At 59.2% G+C, this 20826-nt stretch carries 21 protein-coding genes; 11 read left to right on the forward strand and 10 right to left on the reverse strand.

The genetic code is table 11. The features are described 5' to 3' along the window. The first annotated feature begins 57 nt into the window (after positions 1–57). From G5S37_RS27360 to G5S37_RS27370, 4 genes are all read left to right on the forward strand, one after another. Positions 58–1164 (forward strand): hypothetical protein, encoded by a 1107-nt coding sequence (locus G5S37_RS27360; protein ID WP_165208647.1) that lies wholly within the window; start codon positions 58–60, stop codon positions 1162–1164. A 77-nt stretch (positions 1165–1241) separates the two neighbouring features. Further along, positions 1242–1364: a hypothetical protein gene (locus G5S37_RS32780; protein ID WP_276617000.1), complete on the forward strand. Its 123-nt coding sequence runs from the start codon at positions 1242–1244 to the stop codon at positions 1362–1364. A gap of 117 nt (positions 1365–1481) precedes the next feature. Continuing rightward, positions 1482–4067 (forward strand): right-handed parallel beta-helix repeat-containing protein, encoded by a 2586-nt coding sequence (locus tag G5S37_RS27365; protein ID WP_165208657.1) that lies wholly within the window; start codon positions 1482–1484, stop codon positions 4065–4067. A gap of 111 nt (positions 4068–4178) precedes the next feature. After that, positions 4179–4538, forward strand: coding sequence for a glutaredoxin (locus tag G5S37_RS27370; protein ID WP_165208659.1), 360 nt, complete (start codon positions 4179–4181; stop codon positions 4536–4538). Positions 4539–4628: 90 nt separating this feature from the next. Here G5S37_RS27370 and G5S37_RS27375 read toward each other — a convergent pair whose 3' ends face one another. The 6 genes from G5S37_RS27375 to G5S37_RS27400 all read right to left on the reverse strand — a co-directional run bounded on the left by G5S37_RS27375 (position 4629) and on the right by G5S37_RS27400 (position 8322). Further along, entirely contained in the window at positions 4629–5321 is a 693-nt protein-coding gene (locus G5S37_RS27375) for an SDR family NAD(P)-dependent oxidoreductase (RefSeq protein ID WP_165208661.1), read from the reverse strand. Between the two features lie 164 nt (positions 5322–5485). Further along, the gene (locus G5S37_RS27380; protein WP_165208671.1) at positions 5486–6010 is read right to left on the reverse strand and encodes a hypothetical protein; all 525 of its coding nucleotides are present in this window, start codon (positions 6008–6010) and stop codon (positions 5486–5488) included. A 146-nt stretch (positions 6011–6156) separates the two neighbouring features. Then, entirely contained in the window at positions 6157–6474 is a 318-nt protein-coding gene (locus G5S37_RS27385; RefSeq protein ID WP_165208673.1) for a Dabb family protein, read from the reverse strand. Positions 6475–6495: 21 nt separating this feature from the next. Then, positions 6496–6870, reverse strand: a complete 375-nt coding sequence (locus tag G5S37_RS27390; RefSeq protein ID WP_165208675.1) for an NADH-quinone oxidoreductase subunit A — start codon at positions 6868–6870, stop codon at positions 6496–6498. Between the two features lie 149 nt (positions 6871–7019). Beyond that, positions 7020–7370, reverse strand: a complete 351-nt coding sequence (locus G5S37_RS27395; protein ID WP_240914727.1) for a hypothetical protein — start codon at positions 7368–7370, stop codon at positions 7020–7022. A gap of 118 nt (positions 7371–7488) precedes the next feature. Next, the gene (locus G5S37_RS27400) at positions 7489–8322 is read right to left on the reverse strand and encodes a hypothetical protein (protein ID WP_165208677.1); all 834 of its coding nucleotides are present in this window, start codon (positions 8320–8322) and stop codon (positions 7489–7491) included. 123 nt (positions 8323–8445) lie between these two features. Here G5S37_RS27400 and ruvA point away from each other — a divergent pair, with 123 nt between their 5' ends. The 3 genes from ruvA (at position 8446) to G5S37_RS27415 (ending at position 9834) form a co-directional block, all read left to right on the forward strand. Further along, entirely contained in the window at positions 8446–9066 is a 621-nt protein-coding gene (gene ruvA / locus G5S37_RS27405; protein WP_165208679.1) for a Holliday junction branch migration protein RuvA, read from the forward strand. 111 nt (positions 9067–9177) lie between these two features. Then, positions 9178–9516, forward strand: a complete 339-nt coding sequence (locus tag G5S37_RS27410; RefSeq protein WP_165208681.1) for a hypothetical protein — start codon at positions 9178–9180, stop codon at positions 9514–9516. Between the two features lie 18 nt (positions 9517–9534). Beyond that, positions 9535–9834, forward strand: a complete 300-nt coding sequence (locus G5S37_RS27415) for a hypothetical protein (protein ID WP_165208683.1) — start codon at positions 9535–9537, stop codon at positions 9832–9834. A 57-nt stretch (positions 9835–9891) separates the two neighbouring features. Here G5S37_RS27415 and G5S37_RS27420 read toward each other — a convergent pair whose 3' ends face one another. The 3 genes from G5S37_RS27420 to G5S37_RS27430 form a co-directional block, all read right to left on the reverse strand. Next, complete coding sequence (locus tag G5S37_RS27420) at positions 9892–11049, reverse strand: hypothetical protein (protein ID WP_165208685.1); 1158 nt, start codon at positions 11047–11049, stop codon at positions 9892–9894. A gap of 158 nt (positions 11050–11207) precedes the next feature. Then, the gene (locus G5S37_RS27425; RefSeq protein ID WP_165208687.1) at positions 11208–11873 is read right to left on the reverse strand and encodes an outer membrane beta-barrel protein; all 666 of its coding nucleotides are present in this window, start codon (positions 11871–11873) and stop codon (positions 11208–11210) included. Between the two features lie 163 nt (positions 11874–12036). After that, a complete protein-coding gene (locus G5S37_RS27430; RefSeq protein WP_165208689.1) occupies positions 12037–13473 on the reverse strand; it encodes a sulfatase-like hydrolase/transferase in 1437 nt (478 codons plus the stop codon). 129 nt (positions 13474–13602) lie between these two features. Here G5S37_RS27430 and G5S37_RS27435 point away from each other — a divergent pair, with 129 nt between their 5' ends. Then, entirely contained in the window at positions 13603–17142 is a 3540-nt protein-coding gene (locus tag G5S37_RS27435; RefSeq protein ID WP_165208691.1) for a hypothetical protein, read from the forward strand. Beyond that, entirely contained in the window at positions 17139–17777 is a 639-nt protein-coding gene (locus tag G5S37_RS27440; RefSeq protein ID WP_165208693.1) for a DUF1318 domain-containing protein, read from the forward strand. Before G5S37_RS27435 ends, G5S37_RS27440 begins: the two co-directional genes overlap by 4 nt. 25 nt (positions 17778–17802) lie before the next feature. On the opposite strand, the gene G5S37_RS27445 is transcribed toward G5S37_RS27440, so the two are convergent. After that, entirely contained in the window at positions 17803–18615 is an 813-nt protein-coding gene (locus G5S37_RS27445; RefSeq protein ID WP_165208695.1) for an ElyC/SanA/YdcF family protein, read from the reverse strand. Between the two features lie 18 nt (positions 18616–18633). Between G5S37_RS27445 and dtd the strand changes: the two genes are divergently transcribed. Together dtd and G5S37_RS27455 are read left to right on the forward strand one after the other, a co-directional pair. Further along, positions 18634–19086, forward strand: a complete 453-nt coding sequence (gene dtd / locus G5S37_RS27450; protein ID WP_165208697.1) for a D-aminoacyl-tRNA deacylase — start codon at positions 18634–18636, stop codon at positions 19084–19086. A gap of 94 nt (positions 19087–19180) precedes the next feature. Continuing rightward, positions 19181–20746: an N-acetylmuramoyl-L-alanine amidase gene (locus G5S37_RS27455; protein ID WP_165208699.1), complete on the forward strand. Its 1566-nt coding sequence runs from the start codon at positions 19181–19183 to the stop codon at positions 20744–20746. The last annotated feature ends 80 nt before the right edge of the window (positions 20747–20826 follow it).

Raw genomic sequence — 20826 nt, forward strand, 5'->3', positions numbered from 1 at the left:
TTTTGAACACTTTTGTTCATCAGTCCAAAGTAAATACCCCCCGACACACTCCTCCCCATGAAAATCAACCTTCACCTCAAAGGTATCATGGCTGCGGCCTTCGTCGCAGTGTTGCCCTGTGCCAGTTATGGCTACGGCGTTGGCGCTCTGGGCGCCGCCACGGCCGACTCGGCCCGCGGTGGTACCGCTGCTGCTCCGGTGATCGCCATTTCCGGCAGCGCACCCTCCCAGGCATCCGTGATTTCTGCCGCTCAGGCCTCCACGCCTGACACCACCGCTGCAGTTGTGGCTTCCACCCAGAAGACCACCTCGACCACCAGTGCCAGCGCTCCCCGCCACACCTCCTCGAGCAGCCACTCGACGAGCACCAGCACGAGCTACTCCTCCAAGGAAGTGGTGACCAAGAATCCCGTGGTGGAGCCCATAGTAGATTCTTTCGGACCGGAAGTCGCCCTCACCGTTGGCTGGGACAGCCAGTACATGTTCAAGGGCCTCGATAACGTGCGCGCCAGCAGCTTCAGCGGTCGCGACGAATCGTCCATCGCGTATGCCAAGCTCACGGCGGCCTATCAGGGCTTCGGCTTCAACCTTGGCTACCTCAGCGCGGTGGAAGAAAGCGATCCCCGCTTCTCCCCCACCGAACGCTCGGAGTATTATAGCGAAATCATCGCCGGCGTGAACTACACCGCCTCCATCATCGGTGGCGTGCTGGACGGCACCATTGGATACAATGCGTACTTCTTCCCTGAAGAAGACTTCTGGGGCACCGGCTATCAGGGCGAACTGTGGGCCCGCCTTGCGGTCGTAGCCTGCCCCTGGGTCACCCCGAGCTTCACCTACTCCTACTTCCACTCAGAAGAGAAGATCCTCGAAGGTCACTTCTTCGAGTTCCGCCTCGACAGCACGATCCCTGTCTATGAAGGCAGCGGCTTCAAGGTTGCGGTGAACCCGTACTTCTCCATCAGCTACGACCAGGACTACAACGGCGTCGGTGGCGACTGGAACTCCATCGAAACGGGCATCAAGGTCCCGGTTTCGATCGGCGACCACCTCATCATCGCCCTCTCCGGCAACTACGGCTGGGACATCGGCGACAACCGCAGCAACTTCGACCGCGGATTTGATGATTTCTGGGGCGGGGTGTCTGTCACGTACCGCTTCTAACAAACATTCAGTAGATGATAACGCGACGCGGGCCGGATTTTCCGGCCCGTCTCGTTAGGTGCCAACTGCTGAATCCCATGAAAACCATCCTTGTCCTTCTGGCCGCTGCTCTCCTCTCCGCCACCCTCTCCCCGCTTCACGCCGACGGTGGCCGAAGCGGTGACGACCGGGCCGAGCGCAAGCAGAAGGTGACCGGCTGAAACCGGACCCCATTCACCACTGCGGCATGGGGAGGCGCCTCATGCCGCATTTTTTTTCTTCCCGCCCGGCCAGATTGAAGCACATTGCGCGGGCCGCGCCACGGCCCAGCCCTCTCCATGCCCGACCCCAAGAAACCCATCAATCTGGACGACATCGACTTTGGCTCGACTCTTCGCGGCCATCAAAAGGGCGACCGGGTGTTCGACCGTTTCCTGCTGGAAAAGCTGCTGGGGCGCGGGGGCATGGGCGTGGTGTGGCTGGGAACCGATGAACGCCTGGGCCGCGAAGTGGCCCTGAAGTTCGCCCCGGAGGCCGTGCGCTACGACGACGTGGCGGTGGACGAACTGAAGGAAGAGACCAAGAAGGGGCTCAACCTCGCACACCAGAACATCGTCAAAATCTACGACTTCCTCGTGGATGAAACCCATGCCGCCATCAGCATGGAGTTCATTGATGGCGAGAACCTGGGCGCCCTGCGCACCCGCCAGCCAAACAAGGTGTTCGAGGTCCGCCAGATTGCGATGTGGGTGGGCCAGTTCCTGGATGCGCTCGACTACGCACACCGCATTGCGAAGGTCATTCACCGGGACCTTAAACCGGCGAACCTGATGATCGACCGTGAGGGCAACCTCCGCGTGACAGACTTCGGCATTGCCCGAAGCATTTCGGACGCGATGAACCGCGCCACACTGGGCATAGGGAACTCGACAGGCACGCTCGCCTACATGTCGCCCCAGCAGGCGGACGGCAAGAAGCCCCACGTCACGGATGATCTCTATGCCTTCGGCAGCACCCTGTATGAACTGCTGACCGGCAAGCCGCCCTTCTTCACAGGCAATATCATTTCCCAACTGCAGCACGATCCGGTGACGAGTCTCACCGAGCGACGCGAGGAGTTTGGCATCACCGACGGTGAGCCTATTCCCGTGGAATGGGAACAAACGATTCTCGCTTGCCTGGAGAAAACTCCGGAGAACCGCCCCGCGAGCGCTCTGGCAGTCCGGCAGCGCCTGGGCCTGGCTCCGGCCTGCCAGCCAGAAGTGCCGCCGCTTCCTGCTGTGCCTGGTGGCTCGGCCGCTGCAGGCGGATCGCCCACGAATTTCAGCCACTCGGCCGCCCACCTCCCCACGGGCCACGGCCCGACGCAGACGTATGTGCGCCCCGGCGCCGGCCTCACTGAGATGAGCCTGCCAAATCGGCCCATCGGCGCTGGACACATCAAGGTGGGTCCGGGTGTCACTCCGGTCCAGCCTCCCACTTCTTCTACCCAGCACCACACTACCACCCAACCTGCCAAGAAAGGCGGCGGTATCCTTGTAGCGGTGGGATTGGTGTTTCTATTTTTCGTCTTGGCTCTCGTCGGTGGCGGCTGGTGGGTATGGAACAAGACACCCTATTTGAAGAAGCTTCTCGGCAAGGAGGTCGCGGTGAGTCCCCTTTTGGACAATCCCACCCCCACTCCAACTCCGCCCGGTCCCGGACCGGCTCCAACTCCGACGCCACCACCCACGCCTCCCGGCCCTGGTCCTGCACCCACGCCTACTCCTACTCCCACTCCCCCCGGACCGGGACCCGCACCCACTCCGACGCCCACGCCTCCGAAGGTCACTTCCGTTCAGGCGATGATTGATGCCGCGAAGTCCGGCGACACCGTGACCGTTCCGGAGGGGATCTACGAGGAACAGCTCAAGTTCAAGGCCGGCATCACGCTGAAGGCAGCCGTGCCGGGCAAGGTGACCGTGCAGACGGACGGCAAGTCCGGCGCGGTCCTCATGGTGGAGAACTGCGGCAGCGGGTCCATCAGCGGCTTCGTATTCCAGCACACCGGCACAGAGATCACCGAGAAGGTGAACTGGCCGGTGGCCTTGGTGAAGGCGAGCACCATCGTGATGGATGGCTGCACCATTCAGGCTGGGTTGGGTGACGGCCTCCTGGTGACGGGCGCGGGCAAGTCGCAGTTCACCAAATGCATCATCCGGAACAACACCACCAACGGCGCCATCTTCGAAAGCGGCGCGTCCGGCTCCATGTCCGAAACAGAAGTGCGGAAGAATGGGGAAAGCGGTGTCGAGGTGCGTTTCCTCGGTACTGCGCCGGTGTTTTCCAGGTGCACATTCGCTGACAACGGCCTCGCCGGATTGATCGCCAAGGACGGCGGCAGCGCCACAGTGCAGGACCAGACCAAGGTCACCAAGAATGGCGACCCGGGCATTGCCGGCGTCGGCGAGGGCGTGACCATCAACGTCAACGGCACTGAATTGCAGGGGAACACGATCGGCATCGCCGTGATGGAGGGTGCCAAGGCAAAAATCCAGGAGTGCATCATCACGGAGAGCCAGCAGGCCGGCATTCAAGCCCAGGCTCCTGCCGCAGGTTCCGAATTCCTCAACAACACCGTGCAAAGCGGCAAGCTGGACGGGCTGCTGGCGACGGGCACCTCCGGTACTGCCATCACCATCACGGGGAACAAGATCAAGGGCAACGGCGGCCATGGCATCCTCATCTTCGGGGCCGGCTTCAAGCCCAAGGTCGAGCAGAACGAAATCTCCACCAACGCCGGGTACGGCATTCTCGCTGCTGAAGGTGTCTCTGGTTCAGTGACTGACAACACCGCTCGTGGCAACCACCTTGGCGGCGTGAAGAACGAGGGCGCTGGAGCAGATATCGTCATCCAGGGGAATCTGGCGGACGAATCCAAGTAGCCGCTGCATTCGGGCAGCCGCCGTGACCCCCTCATGGCGGCTTGCATTTTCAGCACCGGCCCCTACCTTTTGCCAGAACACCTTCCGAACCCTCCACCTCTTTATTCCGTCATGAGCCAGCCCAAGATCACTGCCTACCTGAAGACCTATTGCGGATGGAGCGAAGGCGTACGCGCCATCTTCCGCAAGTACGACCTGCCTTTCGAGGAGAAGGACATCATCAAGAACCCTGCCTTCCGCTGGGAAATGGAACAGAAGAGCGGCCAGCCCCTCAGTCCTTGCGTGGAAGTGAACGGCACCATGCTCGCAGACATCAGCGGCGAGGAAGTGGAGAAGTGGATGATCGAAAACAACCTGCTGACTCAAAGCGACACCGCTCCGGACGCTCCGATTAATTCGTCCTGCACAGACGAGCAGCACGCTGCCATGGCCCGTGGATCGGTGCCGGGACAGATCAAGTTCATTGCGTAGGTCATTGCCGCAGCCTTGCGGCCACTCGTTGATTGCCCAATTTCTGAAGGTGCATGCTGCTCGGCGGCATGCACCTTCGTTCATTTGGGCCTACGTCCACCGATTCACACGGCTGTCGAGCTGGAAGACCTGCCCAGAAGTGTGGGGCAGTTGCTGATCGAGAAAGGTCACGAAGCGAGCGACGGCTTCACAAGTATTGAAGCGCCGCAGGGCATGAGCCTCGCGCACGCTCTGTTTGATTTCCTCGGACAGGTGCGCGGTCATCTTCGTTTCCAACAGACCGGGGAGGATGCAGTTCACACGGATGTTTCTGCCTCCATATTCCTTCGCCAGTGAGTGCGTGAGGCCGATGATACCAGCCTTGGCGGCGGCATAGTTTGCCTGGCCTACATTGCCCCACCTCGCGGAGTTGGAGCCGATGAAAATGATGTGGCCACTGCGTCTGCGGGCCATGGATTTCAGCGCCGCCTGCGAGACTTGAAAAGCACCCTTGAGATTCACCTCCAGCACGGTGTCGAAGTCCTCCTCTTCCATGTTGGGGAAACGTCGATCCCGGAGCACGCCGGCACTGTGCACCACCAGTTCGACTTTCTCATGGGCGCTGAACCACTCCGCAATCATCATGGAGTCTGAGACATCCAGATCTCGCCTGCCTGGCGCATGCACGTCGTACCCCTGGGTGACGAGGGAAGCTGCCACCGCTTTTCCCAAGTCCCCTTCCCCACCAGTGACAAGTGCCACCGGCTTGGGAGTTTCCGGCTGTGGGGAAGGTGGAGCATCCATGGCGGCGTATGTGAGGTTGCATCTCTTCTGCTGACCAGCGCCCTTCTCAACTACTTCCTGCGTGTCGCCGAGAGGGCTCTTGCTCTTCTCCCTGAAATACAAATGGCGGGCACCTCACAGTGCCCGCCATTTCTGGGTTCAACAGGGTTCTGGAAATCCGTGGCTTAGCCGCTCGCGCGATTGCTGAACAGCACCGCCGTGGTGTCATAGGTCACTTTGGCACCAGTCACTTCACCAAGGTAGTTGAGCACTTCGGTCAGCGGTACCTTGCTCAGATTCAGCGAGACCGTCTTTTGCGCAATTTCCGGCGACTTGATGATGATGTTGGGCACCACCTTGTCATTTGAGGCCTTCTTGGCCAGCATGCGCAGGGCCTCCACCGCTTCCTCGAGTGACACATCGGCAAAGTCGATCTTTTCGATAATCACAGTGGAATAAGCGGTGCGCAGCTTGGTGTTATCGGTGCCAATCTTCTGCTTGATCGTGGCGAGCATTGCCTGCGTAGGCACGTGATTGGGATTGCGCTCCGCAACCTTGTTCAGTTTCTCTCGAGCAATCTCAAATTGGCCCGCTTGAAACGCGGCCTTTCCTTCCTCAAAGAGGACATAAGTATCGTCCGCGGCGCGAGCCGGAACAGACATCAACGCAGTACCCAGGACTGCGACCAGGAGCATCAGGCAGGTCTTCATGGCGGTGGTATAGGTAATTTCGACGCCATTATTTTGCCCAGACCCCTACAAAAAGGTCAAGCGGAGACGATTTCATGCGGGCGCAAAATAAATATCTGCCTCCGAACGAGTCGATATTGGGAGCTTCAGGATGATGTGCTCCTATCTCAGGAGTACTTCACGTCCTTGCGCGGCTCCATCTCGAAGGTAAGGACCTGGCTCTGATCCACACTGGACTCGATCACATCACGCACATACTTGAAGTAGTGAGGATCGTCCTGGGCGATGGCGAGCTTATCCAGACTCTCCACTTCGAGGCTTACGAACCAATGCCATGGATCCTCGGCGCGGATGCGTTTGCCGACGTTGAGGTGAAGGATTTCGCGGATGCGCAGCAACGTCGTGCGCGTAGTCCACATCATTTCCTCAAGCCGCTCCGGCGTGACGTCGGGCTTCAGTGTGAAGAGTGAGACCTGGCAAACCATAATTCCCTCTCCAGAGTCGCACTAGGAAGTCCAATCGAGCGCCTTTTTCTTCCACGCGTAGCCGAAAGCGACCAGCAGGATGGTGACAAATGAAAGCGCCCACCAGAAAATGGAGGCTCCATAGGTGAGGATGTAATCCTTATAGATGATGGCCCACGGATAAAGGAAGACCACCTCGATATCAAAAAGCACGAAGAGCATCGCCACGATGTAGAACTTCACGCTGAAGCGGGGCTGGGCTTCCCCAAGGGGAAGCATCCCGCATTCATAAGCGGAGTCCTTCATCTTGTTCCGCCGGGCAGCCTTCCCTGCGATCACACTGAGGAGGAGCGTGACGACAGCAAAGCCACCAGCGATGGCGGCCTGCATGAGAACGGGGGCGTAATTTTCCAACATGGGTCGGAGGGATACTAGGCGGAAGTCACCCTACGTCAAGGAGCAGGGACCGGGCCATAAAAAAGCCGCCCTGCAAATAGCCAGGGCGGCGGTTAAAAGGTTGAGGATGAAATCTGAAACTTTGCGAGGTGGGACGGGAGCGTCCTGGCTTAGCGGGCAGCAGCAGCAGCAGCAGCAGCAGCTTCGGCGCGAGCCAGAGTGTGCACGCTGGAAGCTTGCTCAATTCCCTTCAGGCCGCGGTAGCTCTTCAGCTTCTTCTCCACAAGGCCACGGCTTACCAGGTTTTGCAGTTTCTCATAAGAGCGCAGGCGTAGCATTTCTTCTCCGCCGCTTACCGCGTTCTTCAGCTTCAGGTTGTCATAAACCAGTCCAAACAGAACGTTGAACTCATATACCTTGCCATCCGACAGAACATTCACCAACTCATCTGTCACATGGTCAGGAACCCGACGCGAAAAACGTGTTTTTCTTACGGTAGCCATAGACGAATAGTATAGCATGCTCCATAACGGTTGGCGAATGATTGTTGCTTTTGGCCAGTAAAAACAGGCCAAAACGGCCCAATTGTGGCAGTTTTGAAAGACTGGCCCTTGGGATTCGTACCTTCCTCTCGCCTTTTTACCGACTGGAGAAGCTCCCCAACGCGCGAATTTCGCCCGTTTCTCCTTTGATCACGAATACCTCGTCGGACGCTGCGTTCAAGCTGAGCTCATAACGGCTTTCCATATCCGCGGCGAAGTCCTCCACCACGGCGGGATTCGGCGGGAAAATATATAAGGCATTGCGGTCCGGCATCGCCACAATAACCTCTTTCCCAAAGACATTCTCAAACACCTTGCCCAAAGAGGGTGCCATCATCAGGCATGGGAAAATTTCCTTTTCACCGCGGTAGACCCCGTAGGCGACTTTTCCGGCCGCGTCTTTGATCAGCTCCGGACGATAGATGGTGAGGAGCCGCTCTGCCGCCTGACGTGCTTTCTCTTCAAAGGCATCCGCGCTGATGCCGAGCTTGCTGAATTCAGCGTCCGTATAGACCTCGACATAAGGGGCTCGCGAGATTTCGCGGGCTGGGCAGAAGACCGTGGTGACGGAACCGCCGACCGCCTTCGCGTTTGAGGTCCCCACCAGCTTCGGCATAGGCAGAAGGAGGAAGGGCTCCAATTTGCGCTCGGGCGCCGCTGCCGGAGTGGTCTTTGGTGAGGCGGCGGCGGCAGGGGCGGCACCAGCACCCGCAGGTGGGGTCGGTGCAGGGGTGGCCGAAGATGACGAACCGGAGGCAGTGGCCGGCGTGGTGGTAGTCGCGGGGGTGGCTTTCGGTGTCGGCTTCGCAGGAGTCTTCGCAGAGGTACCCTTCTTGGAGGAAGACGGTTTCGTCTTGGCAGGCTCTGCCGCGCCGAGTGACAGCATGCTGCTGCTGCAACCCAGAACCAACCAGACGAGGACTCTATTCATACCCGCGTACCTTGGGTCACCCCTGTCCTACTTCAACCCCAAAACGACTCTCGCACCTTCCCGGCTGCGCCGAGGTTTCTCCCTCCCTCTTGACTGTGTGCCGTTGACCGCTTGACTCCGCGCATGATTTCCCACCTGCGCGGCCAGCTCGTCGAGGCGCTGCCGAACCAGCTTGTCATCGAGTGCAACGGTGTTGGCTACCGCTGCTTCATCCCCCTTACGACCTATGACAAGCTGGCGGGAACGACGGGTGAGGTGAAGCTCCTCACGCACTACCACGTCACCGAGCATGACCATACGCTCTTCGGCTTCGCCACCAGCGACGAACGCGACCTTTTCAAACTCCTCATCGATCGGGTAAGCGGCATCGGACCGAAGATGGCTCTGGCGGTGCTGAGCGGCATGCCGGTCCCGCAGTTCAAGGACAACGTCATTCGCAACGACATCGCCGCGCTCTCGAAGATCAGCGGTGTGGGTAAGAAGACTGCCGAGCGCATCGTGCTAGAGCTGAAAGACAAGGTCGGCATCGTGAGCACGTGGCAAGCCGCCCAATCCTCCACCGCCAGCCTCGCGCCCGACCCGACGCAAGCGGTACAGACCGATGCCGTGCTGGCCCTCATCACCCTTGGCTTCAAGCAGGCCGAAGCGCAGAAGACCGTGCAGGACCTGATGAAGAAGGCCGGTGCTGGAGCAGAGAGCATGACGGTGGACAAGCTGATCCGCGATGCGCTGCGGGGGGCGTGAGTTCAGGGCCGTCAGGGATGAATTGGATTGCCTGCAACGCCTCCCAACCCGTAGGATGGCTGTAGCGATGCTTCATTGCATCGGAGAATCGTCTACTGAAACACAGCACCCATGAGCGCCGCATCTCTCAGCGATACGCAAGCGCCGCAAGGTTCCCGGAAGGAATCGGAAGACGGCCTCATCATGCTGCTGGCAGCCCTGCTTTATCACGCTGGGCTGCTTGGATTCTTGCTGGGGCAGGTTGTGACTTTCCACCAGGGATTCGGCGTTGTGTGGTTCAGTGCCTGCGGCCTCTTGCTGCTGGCAGGGCTGGTCATGCCAAAACTCCATGTAAAGATCACCGCAGTGCTTCTTATCGCAGGTTGCATGTTCATTGCCCTGCAAGAACGGTCCCGGACTCTGAGAGACGAACGGCAGGGCCGTGCGCACACTGCACCGGCACGCAACTAGCCAGCGAATCTAGACGTCATGGCCTACCTCAACAGCCGACCTCGCACCCCAAAAGTATGCCCGGTGTGCGGAGAAGACGTGCCTCCAAAGTCGCTGGCCTGTCCGGAGTGTGGTTCCGATCACAATACGGGCTGGAAGAAAAATGCCGCCACTTACGATGGACTGGATCTGCCGGACGAGGATGAGTTCAACTACGACGAATTCGTGGAGCGCGAGTTCGGAGGTGGCGCTCCCCCGAGCAAGATGGGTCTCAACCCCATCTGGTGGATCACGGCCGCCGTGCTTCTTCTTGCCTGGGTCGTGTCGTTGATTTTCTGAACGGGGGGTCCTACCCGGCAAAGAATAGCGGCCCATTGGTGCGCGCTGCCATTACCGCTACCTGGGTGAGGCTGTGTTCACAGAGGCAGGCCCGGTTACTGCAGTGCTGGATGTTCCTTCGACGATTCCCAAGGTGGCCACAGGACTCCTTCCCCTCCACAGCAACGCGAGTTGCAGGGTTGCGGGATCCAAAACGTAGATCTCCTCCCATCCAAGTTGGAAGAGCACCTTGTCCCCCGGAAGCTGCACTGCATTGCGCACCGCCAGGCTGATGAAGGGCGTCTCAAAAGCCAGCCTCCATCGCTTGCCGGTTTCCTTGTTGGAACCACTCAGGCCTGCTGCGGGCCAATAGCCGGTCCTGAATGTCCATGGACTGGGCGCGCCATCGCCCAACCGGTCAATCTCTCCCACGGAGTCCCAGATACTTCCGTCCAGCGGGGCGCCGGCTGCCCGGGCTTTGAGTCCTGGAGCGACTCCCGATTTGATGTTGGACGCCACCGTGACGAATTCGGGCGGGTTCGTTGGAGAGTGTTCCAGGCGGGCCACCAGGTCCCACTCAGCCGGACGCTCATTGTTATTGCGGATGAACAAGTGATCCTGCTCCGAGGTGGAATTCAGTTCCATCACCTTGATCGGCTCGCCGTGAGACAGCGGTCTGCGGTAGATGTCGCCGTCATCGCAGGATATGTAATACACCATCACCTGCTCAGGCAGTGTAAAGGCTTTCGCATCCACCCTTTCGGTTCGCGTGTAGAGAGACAGGTGCCCTGCGGACCCGTAGTAAGCGAAGAGCAATACGTACGAAAACGTCTGCACCAGCAGGGATGCGCGGATGCTCTTCCCAAACCACTGCGGCCGGCCTCTGAACATCCACGCGACGAAGGGCCATTCGAGCGCCAGAGTCACCACATAGGTGCTGCCAACCATGATGCAAAGCCACTGCACTGCACTGGGGAGAGACAAAGGATCGGGGGCACGGAAATTTCCCAAAATGCCCACGCCCAGCCATGCGGACAGATAGTTGGCCAGAATCATGACTAACATCGAGGCACCACGCCGTGTCCCAAACGCCCAGGACAACAGCCATCCCTCCGCGAGTCCGATGAACAGATTTCCAAAAACCAGGTGCCACATGGTGGCCCACATGAGAGGCGTACCCGCGTTTGCCGATGCCGTGGCGGGGTGAAGTGCCACCACCAGCAGTAGAAGAACCATTTTCCACGGTCTTCTGGAAGTCGCCAGTGAGGGGAGGTGTGCGGGGGGCATTGTCAGCCAATGATGGCGATCAAGGAGAGCAATGCACAACAAAAAAGGGAGCGGCCCCAAGGCCGCTCCCCACTGCAATTCAATCTACTCTTAACTTAACCGACTGATTAGAAGCGGATGGTCAGGCCACCTTCGAGGATGTGGCCGATGGAGTCATCAAGTCCACCCACGGCGTCCTGTCCGTAGAAGAAGCGATAGCCAATGTTAAGGCTGGCGGCTTCGGTCACCTTGAAGGAGACACCGGCCTTGGCCTGGGCTGCGAAGTTCCACTCATCGGATTCTCCGAGGTTGGTGGGGTTGTGGAAGCCACCAACAGAATCGATTTCCGTATCGCTCCAGACAATACCGAGGCCACCACCAACGTAGATGCCGACCACATCGGTCACGTCCACGGTGTAGAGGGCGTTCGCGAAGATGGGCACCTGGCGGAACTCACCTTCCACATCAGCGTTGCCAAGGCCGCGGATATGACCTTCACCGGAGTCCACGCCCAGATAGCCGGATTCCAGCTCAACGGACAGACCATTGCCGAAGGAGTAGCCAACCGCACCGAGCACGGAGAAGCCAGTGTCAAAGTCGAGGCTGGCAGGGCCGTAGCTGACGTCGTCCAGCCAAAGAGCGCCGCCAGCGACGGAGAAGTAGAGACCACCCTGGGGAGCCGGGGCGGGAGTGGGAGCGACAACACCCTTGGAGGAGGTGTAGGTGCCGGCTTGGCTGGTCGCCACCATGGCGAGACCAAGCAGAGCGAGGAAGCTAGTGCGAAGAATTTTCATGCGTTTGTGTCTTGTCTTGGTTGGGTTGGTCGGTGGAAATCATACCCTTGGGAGGCAGGATTCTTCGGGGTTATACGACAGAAGATGCCGAACGCATGCATTTTTATTACAGATCCGCGAATTTTTTTGAACGGGATCCTGCTTCCATTGACAGAGCGCCCGCTCAGTCGTGCACTTCGCCCGGCTCGAACCAGCCGCGCTTACGGGACTCGTTGAGCACAGGGTCATTCACGCGCTTCATCCATGTCTCCATTTTGGCATCAAGATCGCCGACAATTTTTTCGATCTTCTGCGCCTTGTCCTTACGACCGGCGCCACCCAGCAAGTTCTTTGTCTCCTCGGGATCATCCTTCACGTTATAGAGCTCATCCATGAGGTTGGCGTGGAAATGGCGCACATATTTCCACTCGTCCGTACGGATCATGCGCATGTAGGCGAGGCCGCTGTTGTGGAGATCATACTGGCCGAACCAATCGCTGCGCCAAGTAACGGAATCACCGCGCAGCAGAGGCGCGAAGTTTTCGCCTTCCACTTTCCACCCCGCAGGGGGCGTCACACCAGTCATGCCCAGCAGGCTGGAGAAGTTGTCCAGGTTCAGCACCTGCTGTGAAATGACCATGCCGGACTTTGTCACGCCCGGCCAGCGCACGATGAGAGGGATGCGCAGGGAGGTGTCCCACATGTTGGGACGCTTCGGGCCGGTCACACCTCCTGCCACCCACATGCCGTTGCCCTTGGTATGGATACCATGGTGTCCTATATTGTATCCGTGATCACTGGTGAACTGGATGATGGTCTTGTCCCACAATCCCTCCTTCTCCAGCCAGGCAAAGAGGCGTCCCAGGTTTCGGTCCACGCTGTGAATGGCGGCGTAGTATTCGCGGGTCCAAGTTTTAATCTGCTCCACATCGGCACCCTTGAAGGTTGGTACCGTGGGATCGAGATTGGCGAAGAGCTTGCTGTCCTCTTCCGGCACGGGCGTGTAGGCCGTGTGCGGCTCGCGAAAGTGCAGGCTCAGAGCAAAAGTTTTGGCCTTGTTCTCACCCAGCCAGCGGATGGCCTCATCCGTCAACAGATCCGCGCCGTAGCCCTTCACCTCCTTGGGGCCATCGGGGAAATCATAGGTGGGATTCATGGGCGAAGTGCCACCGCCGAGGAATCCATAAAAATGGTCAAAGCCCTGGGCTTTTGGATGTGCATCGGACTTGTCACCCAGGTGCCATTTGCCGATGAGCGCCGTGGTGTAGCCCGCCTGCTGGAGCACCTTGGGCCAGGTCACGACATCCCTTGTAAGGCCCACACCCGCCTTGGCCTCATTGGGGGCGATCCAGTCGGTCACGCCGAGTTGCGCGCCATACTTTCCGGTCATGAAGGTCACGCGGCTCGGCGAGCAGACCGGAGTGACCGTGAAGGCATTCTCAAAACGCGCACCTTCCTTCGCGAGGCGATCCATGTTCGGCGTGATGCTTTCCCTGTTTCCGTAGCAACCGACAGACCAGGCAGCCTGATCATCGGTGACGATGGAGATGACGTTCAACCGCTGCGCCCCGAGGATGGGCGCCACGAGCAGGCAGGCAAGAGGAAGAAGGATGCGAAGCATGCCGCTCTCAACGGCATCTCGCTGCGTGATGTTACACTTGCTTGCGCAGGAAGCGGACTGAGGCGCATCAGCAAATCGATTGCGCATGCAAGCCTTCCAAGTGCGATTAGACTGGGACACCTCCAACCCATGAGCGATTCTGCGCAGAATCAGCAGCAACCCCCCAGGCCGAAACGGCCGCTGTGGCGGCGCCTGCTTCGGCGGGTGTTCGTGGTCGGCTCGATTCTCGTCCTCCTCGCGCTGCTGATCCTTGGGGCCGGTGTGTGGTACGCCAGTCACAATCGTGTGCGTCTAGCCAATCGTGCCTTGCAAGACCTGGGTTCCTTCCGTGGTCAGCTCGAAGCGGTGCAACTGGATCGGCACGGAAACTTTGATGTGCGCGGTCTGGAGTTGGCCGACAAAGCCACCGGAAAGACCGTAGTGCGGCTGCCGAAGATCACCGGGAAATTTGAATGGGGCGCGCTGCGGTCCAATTCAGTCGAGTCCCTGGTGCTTGAGAATCCAGAGATTCACCTCGACGAAATGGCGCTCAAAGCGTTCACGACTTCAGGAGACAGCCCTGCTGTCACGGGAGCGGAGGAAGGAGCCCAAGGCTTCGCCGGCCTGCGCATCGACAAGCTGCAGCTGAAGGACGCGAAGGTCAGCTTCACGGACAAGGATGGAACGCGCCACGAAGTGGACGTGAACTACCTGGCAGACAAGCTCGCCGTGGATTCCCAGGGTCTGCTCAACACTGGCGAGCAGCAGCTCACCATTTCACATGAGGACCTGGACATGGAACGCGCACCATACGGGGTGCGCCTGCTGGAGGCCAAGGGACGCATCAAGGATGGGGTGGTGGATCTGGATGAAGTGAATGTGCAACAACCGGTACTACACGCCACGCCGCAGGTGTTGGGTGAGTTTGGAGTAGACGTCAGTGGCGGAACGGCTGCGCCCAAATCCCTGCCAACCACCGGCCCGCTCTCCCAGGGAAAACTCGGTCTGATCCGCGGTATCCGCGTGGGGAAACTGGGGGTGAAGGATCTCTCGGTGAGCACGAGAGGGTTTACACCGGGCAATCCCACCGGCATCCAACTTCCCGACACGGGCATTGTGATCCCGCGTTATGAGGCGGATGAGTTGTCCTGGAAACTGGGTGAGCCCCTTCATGCCGGAGCACAGCGACTGCTGTTCCAGGATTTGAAGGTTGCCTCCGAGACGGATGAAGGAGTACTCAACATTCGCGAACTGAGCGTGGCACTGAATCCCAAGGAAGACGCACAGCCCTGGACGGTCCGCTATCTGCGCATCAACGATCCGAACATCCACTGGACTCACGGGCTGCATCAAGCGCTGCAAGAGAAGGTGGCGGCGTTCGGGATGGCAAAGCCACCCTCGCCACCCGCACAACAGTCGCCCGCAACGCCTCCTTCCACGGCACCCCCGCCTGCAGAAACAACCACCACCGCGAATGTGGTGCGCATCATGAAGGCCGGCATCACGGGGGCCACGGTGAAGATTTCCGATCGGGATCTCATGCCTTTTGATCTCATGGCGCACGCTGGACTGATGCTCACGGAGATTGAATTCGGCGCGCAGGGATGGAAGTCGCAGAGCTTTCAATCGCTGGAGGTGACGGAGGGCAAGCTTCAGTTCCCTGCGGAACAGGGTGCCCCCGATCGTGCGCCCTTTTTCGAACTGCCGGCCGGCGAGTTGGTGATGAAGCCGGACGAGTGGAACGAGAATCGCAAAGTGGCCCGCCTTTCCCTCGAAAAACCCGTGGTGCGCCTGCGTGATGGCAACACGCCGTGGATACCTCACGGGCACGTGCTGGAAGGTCCGCCCTATCCTGTTCCAGTTCCATCCACGACAAAGGACCAACCTGCGGAACAGCAGCAACAACAACCGCAGCCTTCGTCTGACATTGTGGCTGCGGTTCCGCTCGTAGGCCCACCCGCGCCCATTGAGCAGCCGTGGTGGAAACGGCTGCACTACGGCCAACTCACGGTGAAGGATGGCTTCACAGACCTCGTGCTTTTCCTCCCGCGCCCGGTGGACATGCAAGCCAAGGTGAACATCACTACCGAGCGCACCACCACGGGAGGCAGCCGGCATCGCGTACGCATTGAAGACTTCGCCGGAAAGCTGCCCACCCTCTCCAAGCTCCCCTTCCCCGTGCTCCAGGCCGGCGTGCTCGAGGGATCGGTGCTGCTGCCGGAAATGTGGAGCCAGCGCCGCATCGAGGAACTGAAACTCACCGGCGCCAACATCGAAGTGGGCGAAGCGCTGATGAAGCTCTTCGAACCGGAGAAGAACCCCAAGAATACGGCAGACACCTCTGCAACTACGACTCCTCCCAGCACCACTGCGCAGCCTGGTGATCCCTGGCGTGTGGGTCTTCTCCAGGTGGCGGACAGCTCTGTCTCGCTGCAGCACATCATTCCCGGACTGCAGTCCGTGCACTTCGGGCTTGCCTTTGAAGTGCATGAATCACCGCTGCTCATGGAGGATATCCTGAAGGACGCCACACCACAGCGGATAGAGCTGGCAAACATCCGCATCCCCTCGGTGCAGGATCCGGATCGTTCCGTGGCTGAGTTGGAAAAGATTGCCATCTCACTCAGCCTGCAAGGGCTCGCCCGGAAGGAGATCGACCACATTGAGATCGTGAATCCCACTCTCTACGTGGGCGAGGATCTCTTCTGGTATGTCGATTACTATCGCAAGTACATGGCAGGCGGCACCCCTTCACCAGAGGGACCGCAGATGGTGGCAGCCGATGATGACTTCGAGTTCGCAGTGTCCAGCGCGGTGATTGAGAGTGAGCCTCCCTTGAGCGAGGCGGCGTGGAGCATCAAGCGTTTGCAGGTGCATGATGGGAAGCTGATCATCTCCCCCAAGGGCAAGCCGTTGTTCAAGACGCCCTTCCCTTTCAAGGTGGATACCGAAGTGACCCGTGGAACTCTTCAAGCGGACCTGGAAATTCCGCCGGATACCTATCCCATTCCACAGATCGATCTGAAATTGGTGGGCATGCGCGGCAGGGTGCAGTTCAACCTGCCTTTCAAGCAGAAGGACAACAACCTCACCGAAACCTTCGAGGTGGACAGCATCCAATACGATGACTTCAAAACCGGAAAGGCCTTCCTCACGGTGACCTATGACAAGGCGGGGATCTATGCGAAATTCGGCGCGGAAGCGTACGAGGGCTATCTCAACGGTGAGGCGAATGTCTACCTCACTGACAGCTACCACTGGGATGGCTGGGTCACCGGCAAGAACGTGGAGACGAAGCACCTCGCACAGATCCTGACGCCCACCTATTTCTTCATGGAAGGGAAGGTGGAAACCTCCCTCGTAGCGCAAGGCAGCATGGATGAACTCTACCAGGGAGATGCCTCCTTCAAGAACCTGACTCCGGGAAAGATCAGCATCAAGGCCCTGGATGATGTGATCAAGGATCTGCCGAAGGAATGGGATCCGCTGCGGCAGCAGATCACCAAGATTGGACTGGAAACGATGCGGGACTTCGCCTATGACCGGGCGGAGATGAAGACGCGCTTCTACGGTCGCGAGGGCAACGGATACCTCCGCTTCATCGGTCCGCAGGGCTCTCGCAACTTCGACATCAACGTGTACGATCACCGGTGGACAGACGACAACGCGGACAAAAAACCGGCCCCATGACGATGACCCCCACCACGACCATGGATGCCCCGAAGCAGTTTTCCAAAAACGTCTCACGCTCAGTGCTGGCGCTGGTGCTGCTGGGCTCCGCCTCATGCAACTCCTTCAAGGTGGATCTCCAATCCCCGGAACCCATCAAGGTGGATGTGAACATGCGCCTGAATGTCTACCAATACAAAGGAGACGAACCCGACAAGCCCAACGAAGAGCAAGCGCGCTTTGACGAGGCACAGACGCGCATCCGGAATCGCTACGCTGAAATCCAGACCTTCAAGAACAACGCTTTCGTGGGCGAGGATCATCGCGGTCTGCTTCATCTCCGTGAGAAACCCGCAGGTGAATGGGGGGACTACGTGGAGAAGCAGGTCAACAGCGAGAACGATGACCGCACCCTGGTGATTCGCCACCGCGCCAAGGAGACCAACCGCGCCATGCACGAAGTGCAGGAGGAGAACTGGAAGGAGAGAACCAGCAAAGCGTACCACGGCGAGTGGATCGAGGTGGTCGGCGACAAGCCCGGGACCTACAAGTGGGTGCAGTCCAACGGTCCGCGCCAGAAACCCGCCAGCGACACCGCGGGTGACCAAGCCAAGCCAGCGCCGGGCACGAACGCAAGCCCGGCACCGGGAACTTGATGTTCAATTGCGCTATCTGGACTGGCTAGCGCAACGGTAGGGGATTCGCGTCTACCGGCGGTGATTTTTCACCAATGAAGACACGCTCTCCCAACATCTTCGGCTCAGCCTTGAGGAACTCGACATCGAGCACCGCCACCACGCGGGCGATGGTTTCACGGGCGTACTGCTTCCACATGCTGGTGCCTGTGACATCTGCCGCATTGTAGGCGACGCACTCGGAAAGGCCGTTGCGATGGGCGATGTAGATGGCGCGTTCGTTGTGGTACTTCTGGGAGACGATGATGAACTCGCTCTGGCCAAACACCTTTCGAGCGCGCAGCACGCTGTCGAGGGTGCGGAACCCCGCATAATCACAATAGATCCTGGTCGCCGGCACTCCGAGGACGATGAGCGCTGCCTTCATTTCGCTGGCTTCATCATAGCCTTTCCGGGAGTTGTCCCCGCTGACGATGAGGAACTGGGCCTTCTTGTTCTTGTACAGATCCGCAGCCGCCCGCATGCGAGCCTTGAAGAACTGATTGTCGTGGCCGTCCGTCTTCGGCACGGTGCCCAATACCAGGGCACACTCCCGAGCGGGGACATCCGCAATGTTGTCATACACCTTCCCGCGTGAGATGCCCCAGACGATCAAGTAGAAGGCCGCAATCGCAATGCAGAGGTGGGTGCCGAGCACCATAAAACGCACGAGCCAGCGTTTCAGAAACTGGTCGAACCAGACCATTTCCGCGTGGATCCAGTCCCCCAAGGAACGCCGGGCGGGGCTCTTTCCAGTGATCGACGGAGCCACGCCGAAGCGTGTACGACCGCCTCCCTGGACCTTGGATTCTTGACGCATGCGTTAGCATCCTGCTCCATGCGGGCTTTGATTCAACGGGTTTCCACGGCGGAAGTACATATTGAGAGTGAGCCAGCAGCCCGCATCGACGCCGGGTTGCTCATTTTGCTTGGCATTGAAGAAGCCGATCAAGACGAGGACATCGAATGGCTCGCAGGTAAGCTGGCCCGACTGCGAATCTTCTCTGATGCCGAGGGAAAGATGAACGCGAGTGTCACGGAAATTGGTGGTGATGCACTGGTTGTGAGTCAGTTCACGCTGCACGCCAACACCCGGAAGGGCAATCGGCCGAGCTTCATCCGGGCGGCTAGACCTGAGGTGGCGATCCCGCTTTACGAAAAATTCCTCGCCCGATTGGAGGGAGAAATGGGAAGGCCGGTTGCGCGCGGCGTCTTTGGCGCGGATATGAAAGTCTCCCTAGTCAATGATGGGCCAGTGACGATCTGGATGGACACCAAGGCGAGGGAATAACCATTGAGCAGATCGCGCCCTTAAGCGTCCAATTCCTGCATGAAAGGGTCGGACGTTGCAAAGACGACAGACCTATGTATTCTCTGCGCCCAAAATGACCCCTGTGGAACATTTTTTCCTGCGTCCGGCAACGGTGATGCTGAGCGTCCTGATGCTATGCTCAGGTGCTGGCTGGACCGCGTTTGGGGCTGAAACCTCCAAAAAGAAGGCGACCGAGGAGGAGGAATCCAGCAAAAAGCCCACGAAGACGAGTGGCAAGACCGCCACCACGTCCTCATCCGGCGGCTCAAAGTCCACCACTTCCGAAAAACCGGCTGCCGCGAGCGGCTCGAAGTCTGGAAGCAAGTCTTCCAAAGAAGAGTCGACCACGACGACCGCCAAAAAGGAGGAGTCCAAGCCGAAGACCGAGCCTGCTCCCGCCAAAACCAAGACCGTTGCCAAGGCCGACCCTCCGAAGGAGAAGGAAAAGGACAAAGAACCTGAAAAGGAGAAAGAGACGGACACGAAGTCGACCGCGGAGAAGACGATCAAGCCGGAACCGAAGACCGAGCCCGTCAAACCCTCCGAGCCGAAGGATGTGACCTCCACCGCCAAGGCGACGAGCCGGGAAATGGACTCGAAAGAAAATCCTGACTCCGAATTCGGCCACGAAACCGAGTCGGACAAGAAGGCCAAGAGTGATGCGGCCGCAGGCAGCAAGACCGCAGCTGCCGTCACCAACAGCAGCGACATCGCTGGATGGGAAATCCTTCATTATCAAGGCGCTGACTACGTCACCGCCAACAGCGTGCACCGCTTCTACCGCTTCCACAACCTTGCAGTGGAAGGCAACCGGGTCTCCTTCACCTCACCCGTGCTCATCATGCGCGCCACGCTCGGCAGCCAGGACCTGCTGATCAATAACATCAAGTTCGTGCTGAATGACCCGGTGCTGGAGCTCAACGGCAAGCCCTGCTTCTCCCGGCTGGACCTGTGCAAGCTCATCGACCCCGTCCTGCGCCCCAGCTATATTAATACCAGCAGCGGCTTCGACACGGTGGTAATCGACCCCGGCCACGGCGGGCATGACTCCGGAGCGCGCGGCATCTACGGCTACGAGAAAGATTTTGCCCTGAAACTGGCCTTCAACCTGAAATCCCAACTGGAAGCCCAGGGAATCCGGGTGGTGATGACCCGCACGACGGACACTTTCATCTCGCTGGGAGGCCGGGTGCAGTTCGCGAACAAGATTCCGAACAGTATTTATGTCAGTCTCCACTTCAATTCCGGCCCCAGCACGGGTACTGGGATTGAAACTTTTGCCCTGACGCCGCAGGGCGCCTCGTCGGTCTACGGAGCCCGGACCGTGGACGCCTACTCCTTCAACGGCAACCAGCGAGACTCCGAAAACATCGCACTGGCCACGGCCATCCACGCCTCGGTGGTGAATCACTTCAAGCTGGTAGACCGCGGCGTGAAGCGCGCTCGCTGGTACGTGCTGAAGGGGTTAGAGCGCCCCGGCGTGCTGTTTGAAGGCGGTTTCGTGACCAGCCCCGTCGACGGCAGGCTCATTGCCGCCGACAATTTCCGGCGCGAGATGGCCGCCACCCTGTGCCAGGCAATCATGAACTACAAACGAGCCCTCCGTCCCAGCGGTGCCCGACCGATGGGCGCGAGATGAGATAAGTTCGCGATAGCCCTTGTGCTCCCCCCCGGAGTGCCTTAATCTAGGCGCCCACTCCACCAAAATCGCAGGAAGGC

Source organism: Roseimicrobium sp. ORNL1 (genome assembly GCF_011044495.1).
In the GTDB taxonomy this organism is placed as follows: Bacteria; Verrucomicrobiota; Verrucomicrobiia; order Verrucomicrobiales; family Verrucomicrobiaceae; genus Roseimicrobium.

Bases quoted from the DNA above. Each gene is read 5' to 3' on its own strand.
- G5S37_RS27360 (WP_165208647.1), top strand. From the start codon at position 58: ATGAAAATCAACCTTCACCTCAAAGGTATCATGGCTGCGGCCTTCGTC.
- G5S37_RS32780 (WP_276617000.1), top strand. From the start codon at position 1,242: ATGAAAACCATCCTTGTCCTTCTGGCCGCTGCTCTCCTCTCCGCCACC.
- G5S37_RS27365 (WP_165208657.1), top strand. From the start codon at position 1,482: ATGCCCGACCCCAAGAAACCCATCAATCTGGACGACATCGACTTTGGC.
- G5S37_RS27370 (WP_165208659.1), top strand. From the start codon at position 4,179: ATGAGCCAGCCCAAGATCACTGCCTACCTGAAGACCTATTGCGGATGG.
- G5S37_RS27375 (WP_165208661.1), bottom strand. From the start codon at position 5,321: ATGGATGCTCCACCTTCCCCACAGCCGGAAACTCCCAAGCCGGTGGCA.
- G5S37_RS27380 (WP_165208671.1), bottom strand. From the start codon at position 6,010: ATGAAGACCTGCCTGATGCTCCTGGTCGCAGTCCTGGGTACTGCGTTG.
- G5S37_RS27385 (WP_165208673.1), bottom strand. From the start codon at position 6,474: ATGGTTTGCCAGGTCTCACTCTTCACACTGAAGCCCGACGTCACGCCG.
- G5S37_RS27390 (WP_165208675.1), bottom strand. From the start codon at position 6,870: ATGTTGGAAAATTACGCCCCCGTTCTCATGCAGGCCGCCATCGCTGGT.
- G5S37_RS27395 (WP_240914727.1), bottom strand. From the start codon at position 7,370: ATGCTATACTATTCGTCTATGGCTACCGTAAGAAAAACACGTTTTTCG.
- G5S37_RS27400 (WP_165208677.1), bottom strand. From the start codon at position 8,322: ATGAATAGAGTCCTCGTCTGGTTGGTTCTGGGTTGCAGCAGCAGCATG.
- ruvA (WP_165208679.1), top strand. From the start codon at position 8,446: ATGATTTCCCACCTGCGCGGCCAGCTCGTCGAGGCGCTGCCGAACCAG.
- G5S37_RS27410 (WP_165208681.1), top strand. From the start codon at position 9,178: ATGAGCGCCGCATCTCTCAGCGATACGCAAGCGCCGCAAGGTTCCCGG.
- G5S37_RS27415 (WP_165208683.1), top strand. From the start codon at position 9,535: ATGGCCTACCTCAACAGCCGACCTCGCACCCCAAAAGTATGCCCGGTG.
- G5S37_RS27420 (WP_165208685.1), bottom strand. From the start codon at position 11,049: ATGGTTCTTCTACTGCTGGTGGTGGCACTTCACCCCGCCACGGCATCG.
- G5S37_RS27425 (WP_165208687.1), bottom strand. From the start codon at position 11,873: ATGAAAATTCTTCGCACTAGCTTCCTCGCTCTGCTTGGTCTCGCCATG.
- G5S37_RS27430 (WP_165208689.1), bottom strand. From the start codon at position 13,473: ATGCTTCGCATCCTTCTTCCTCTTGCCTGCCTGCTCGTGGCGCCCATC.
- G5S37_RS27435 (WP_165208691.1), top strand. From the start codon at position 13,603: ATGAGCGATTCTGCGCAGAATCAGCAGCAACCCCCCAGGCCGAAACGG.
- G5S37_RS27440 (WP_165208693.1), top strand. From the start codon at position 17,139: ATGACGATGACCCCCACCACGACCATGGATGCCCCGAAGCAGTTTTCC.
- G5S37_RS27445 (WP_165208695.1), bottom strand. From the start codon at position 18,615: ATGCGTCAAGAATCCAAGGTCCAGGGAGGCGGTCGTACACGCTTCGGC.
- dtd (WP_165208697.1), top strand. From the start codon at position 18,634: ATGCGGGCTTTGATTCAACGGGTTTCCACGGCGGAAGTACATATTGAG.
- G5S37_RS27455 (WP_165208699.1), top strand. From the start codon at position 19,181: ATGACCCCTGTGGAACATTTTTTCCTGCGTCCGGCAACGGTGATGCTG.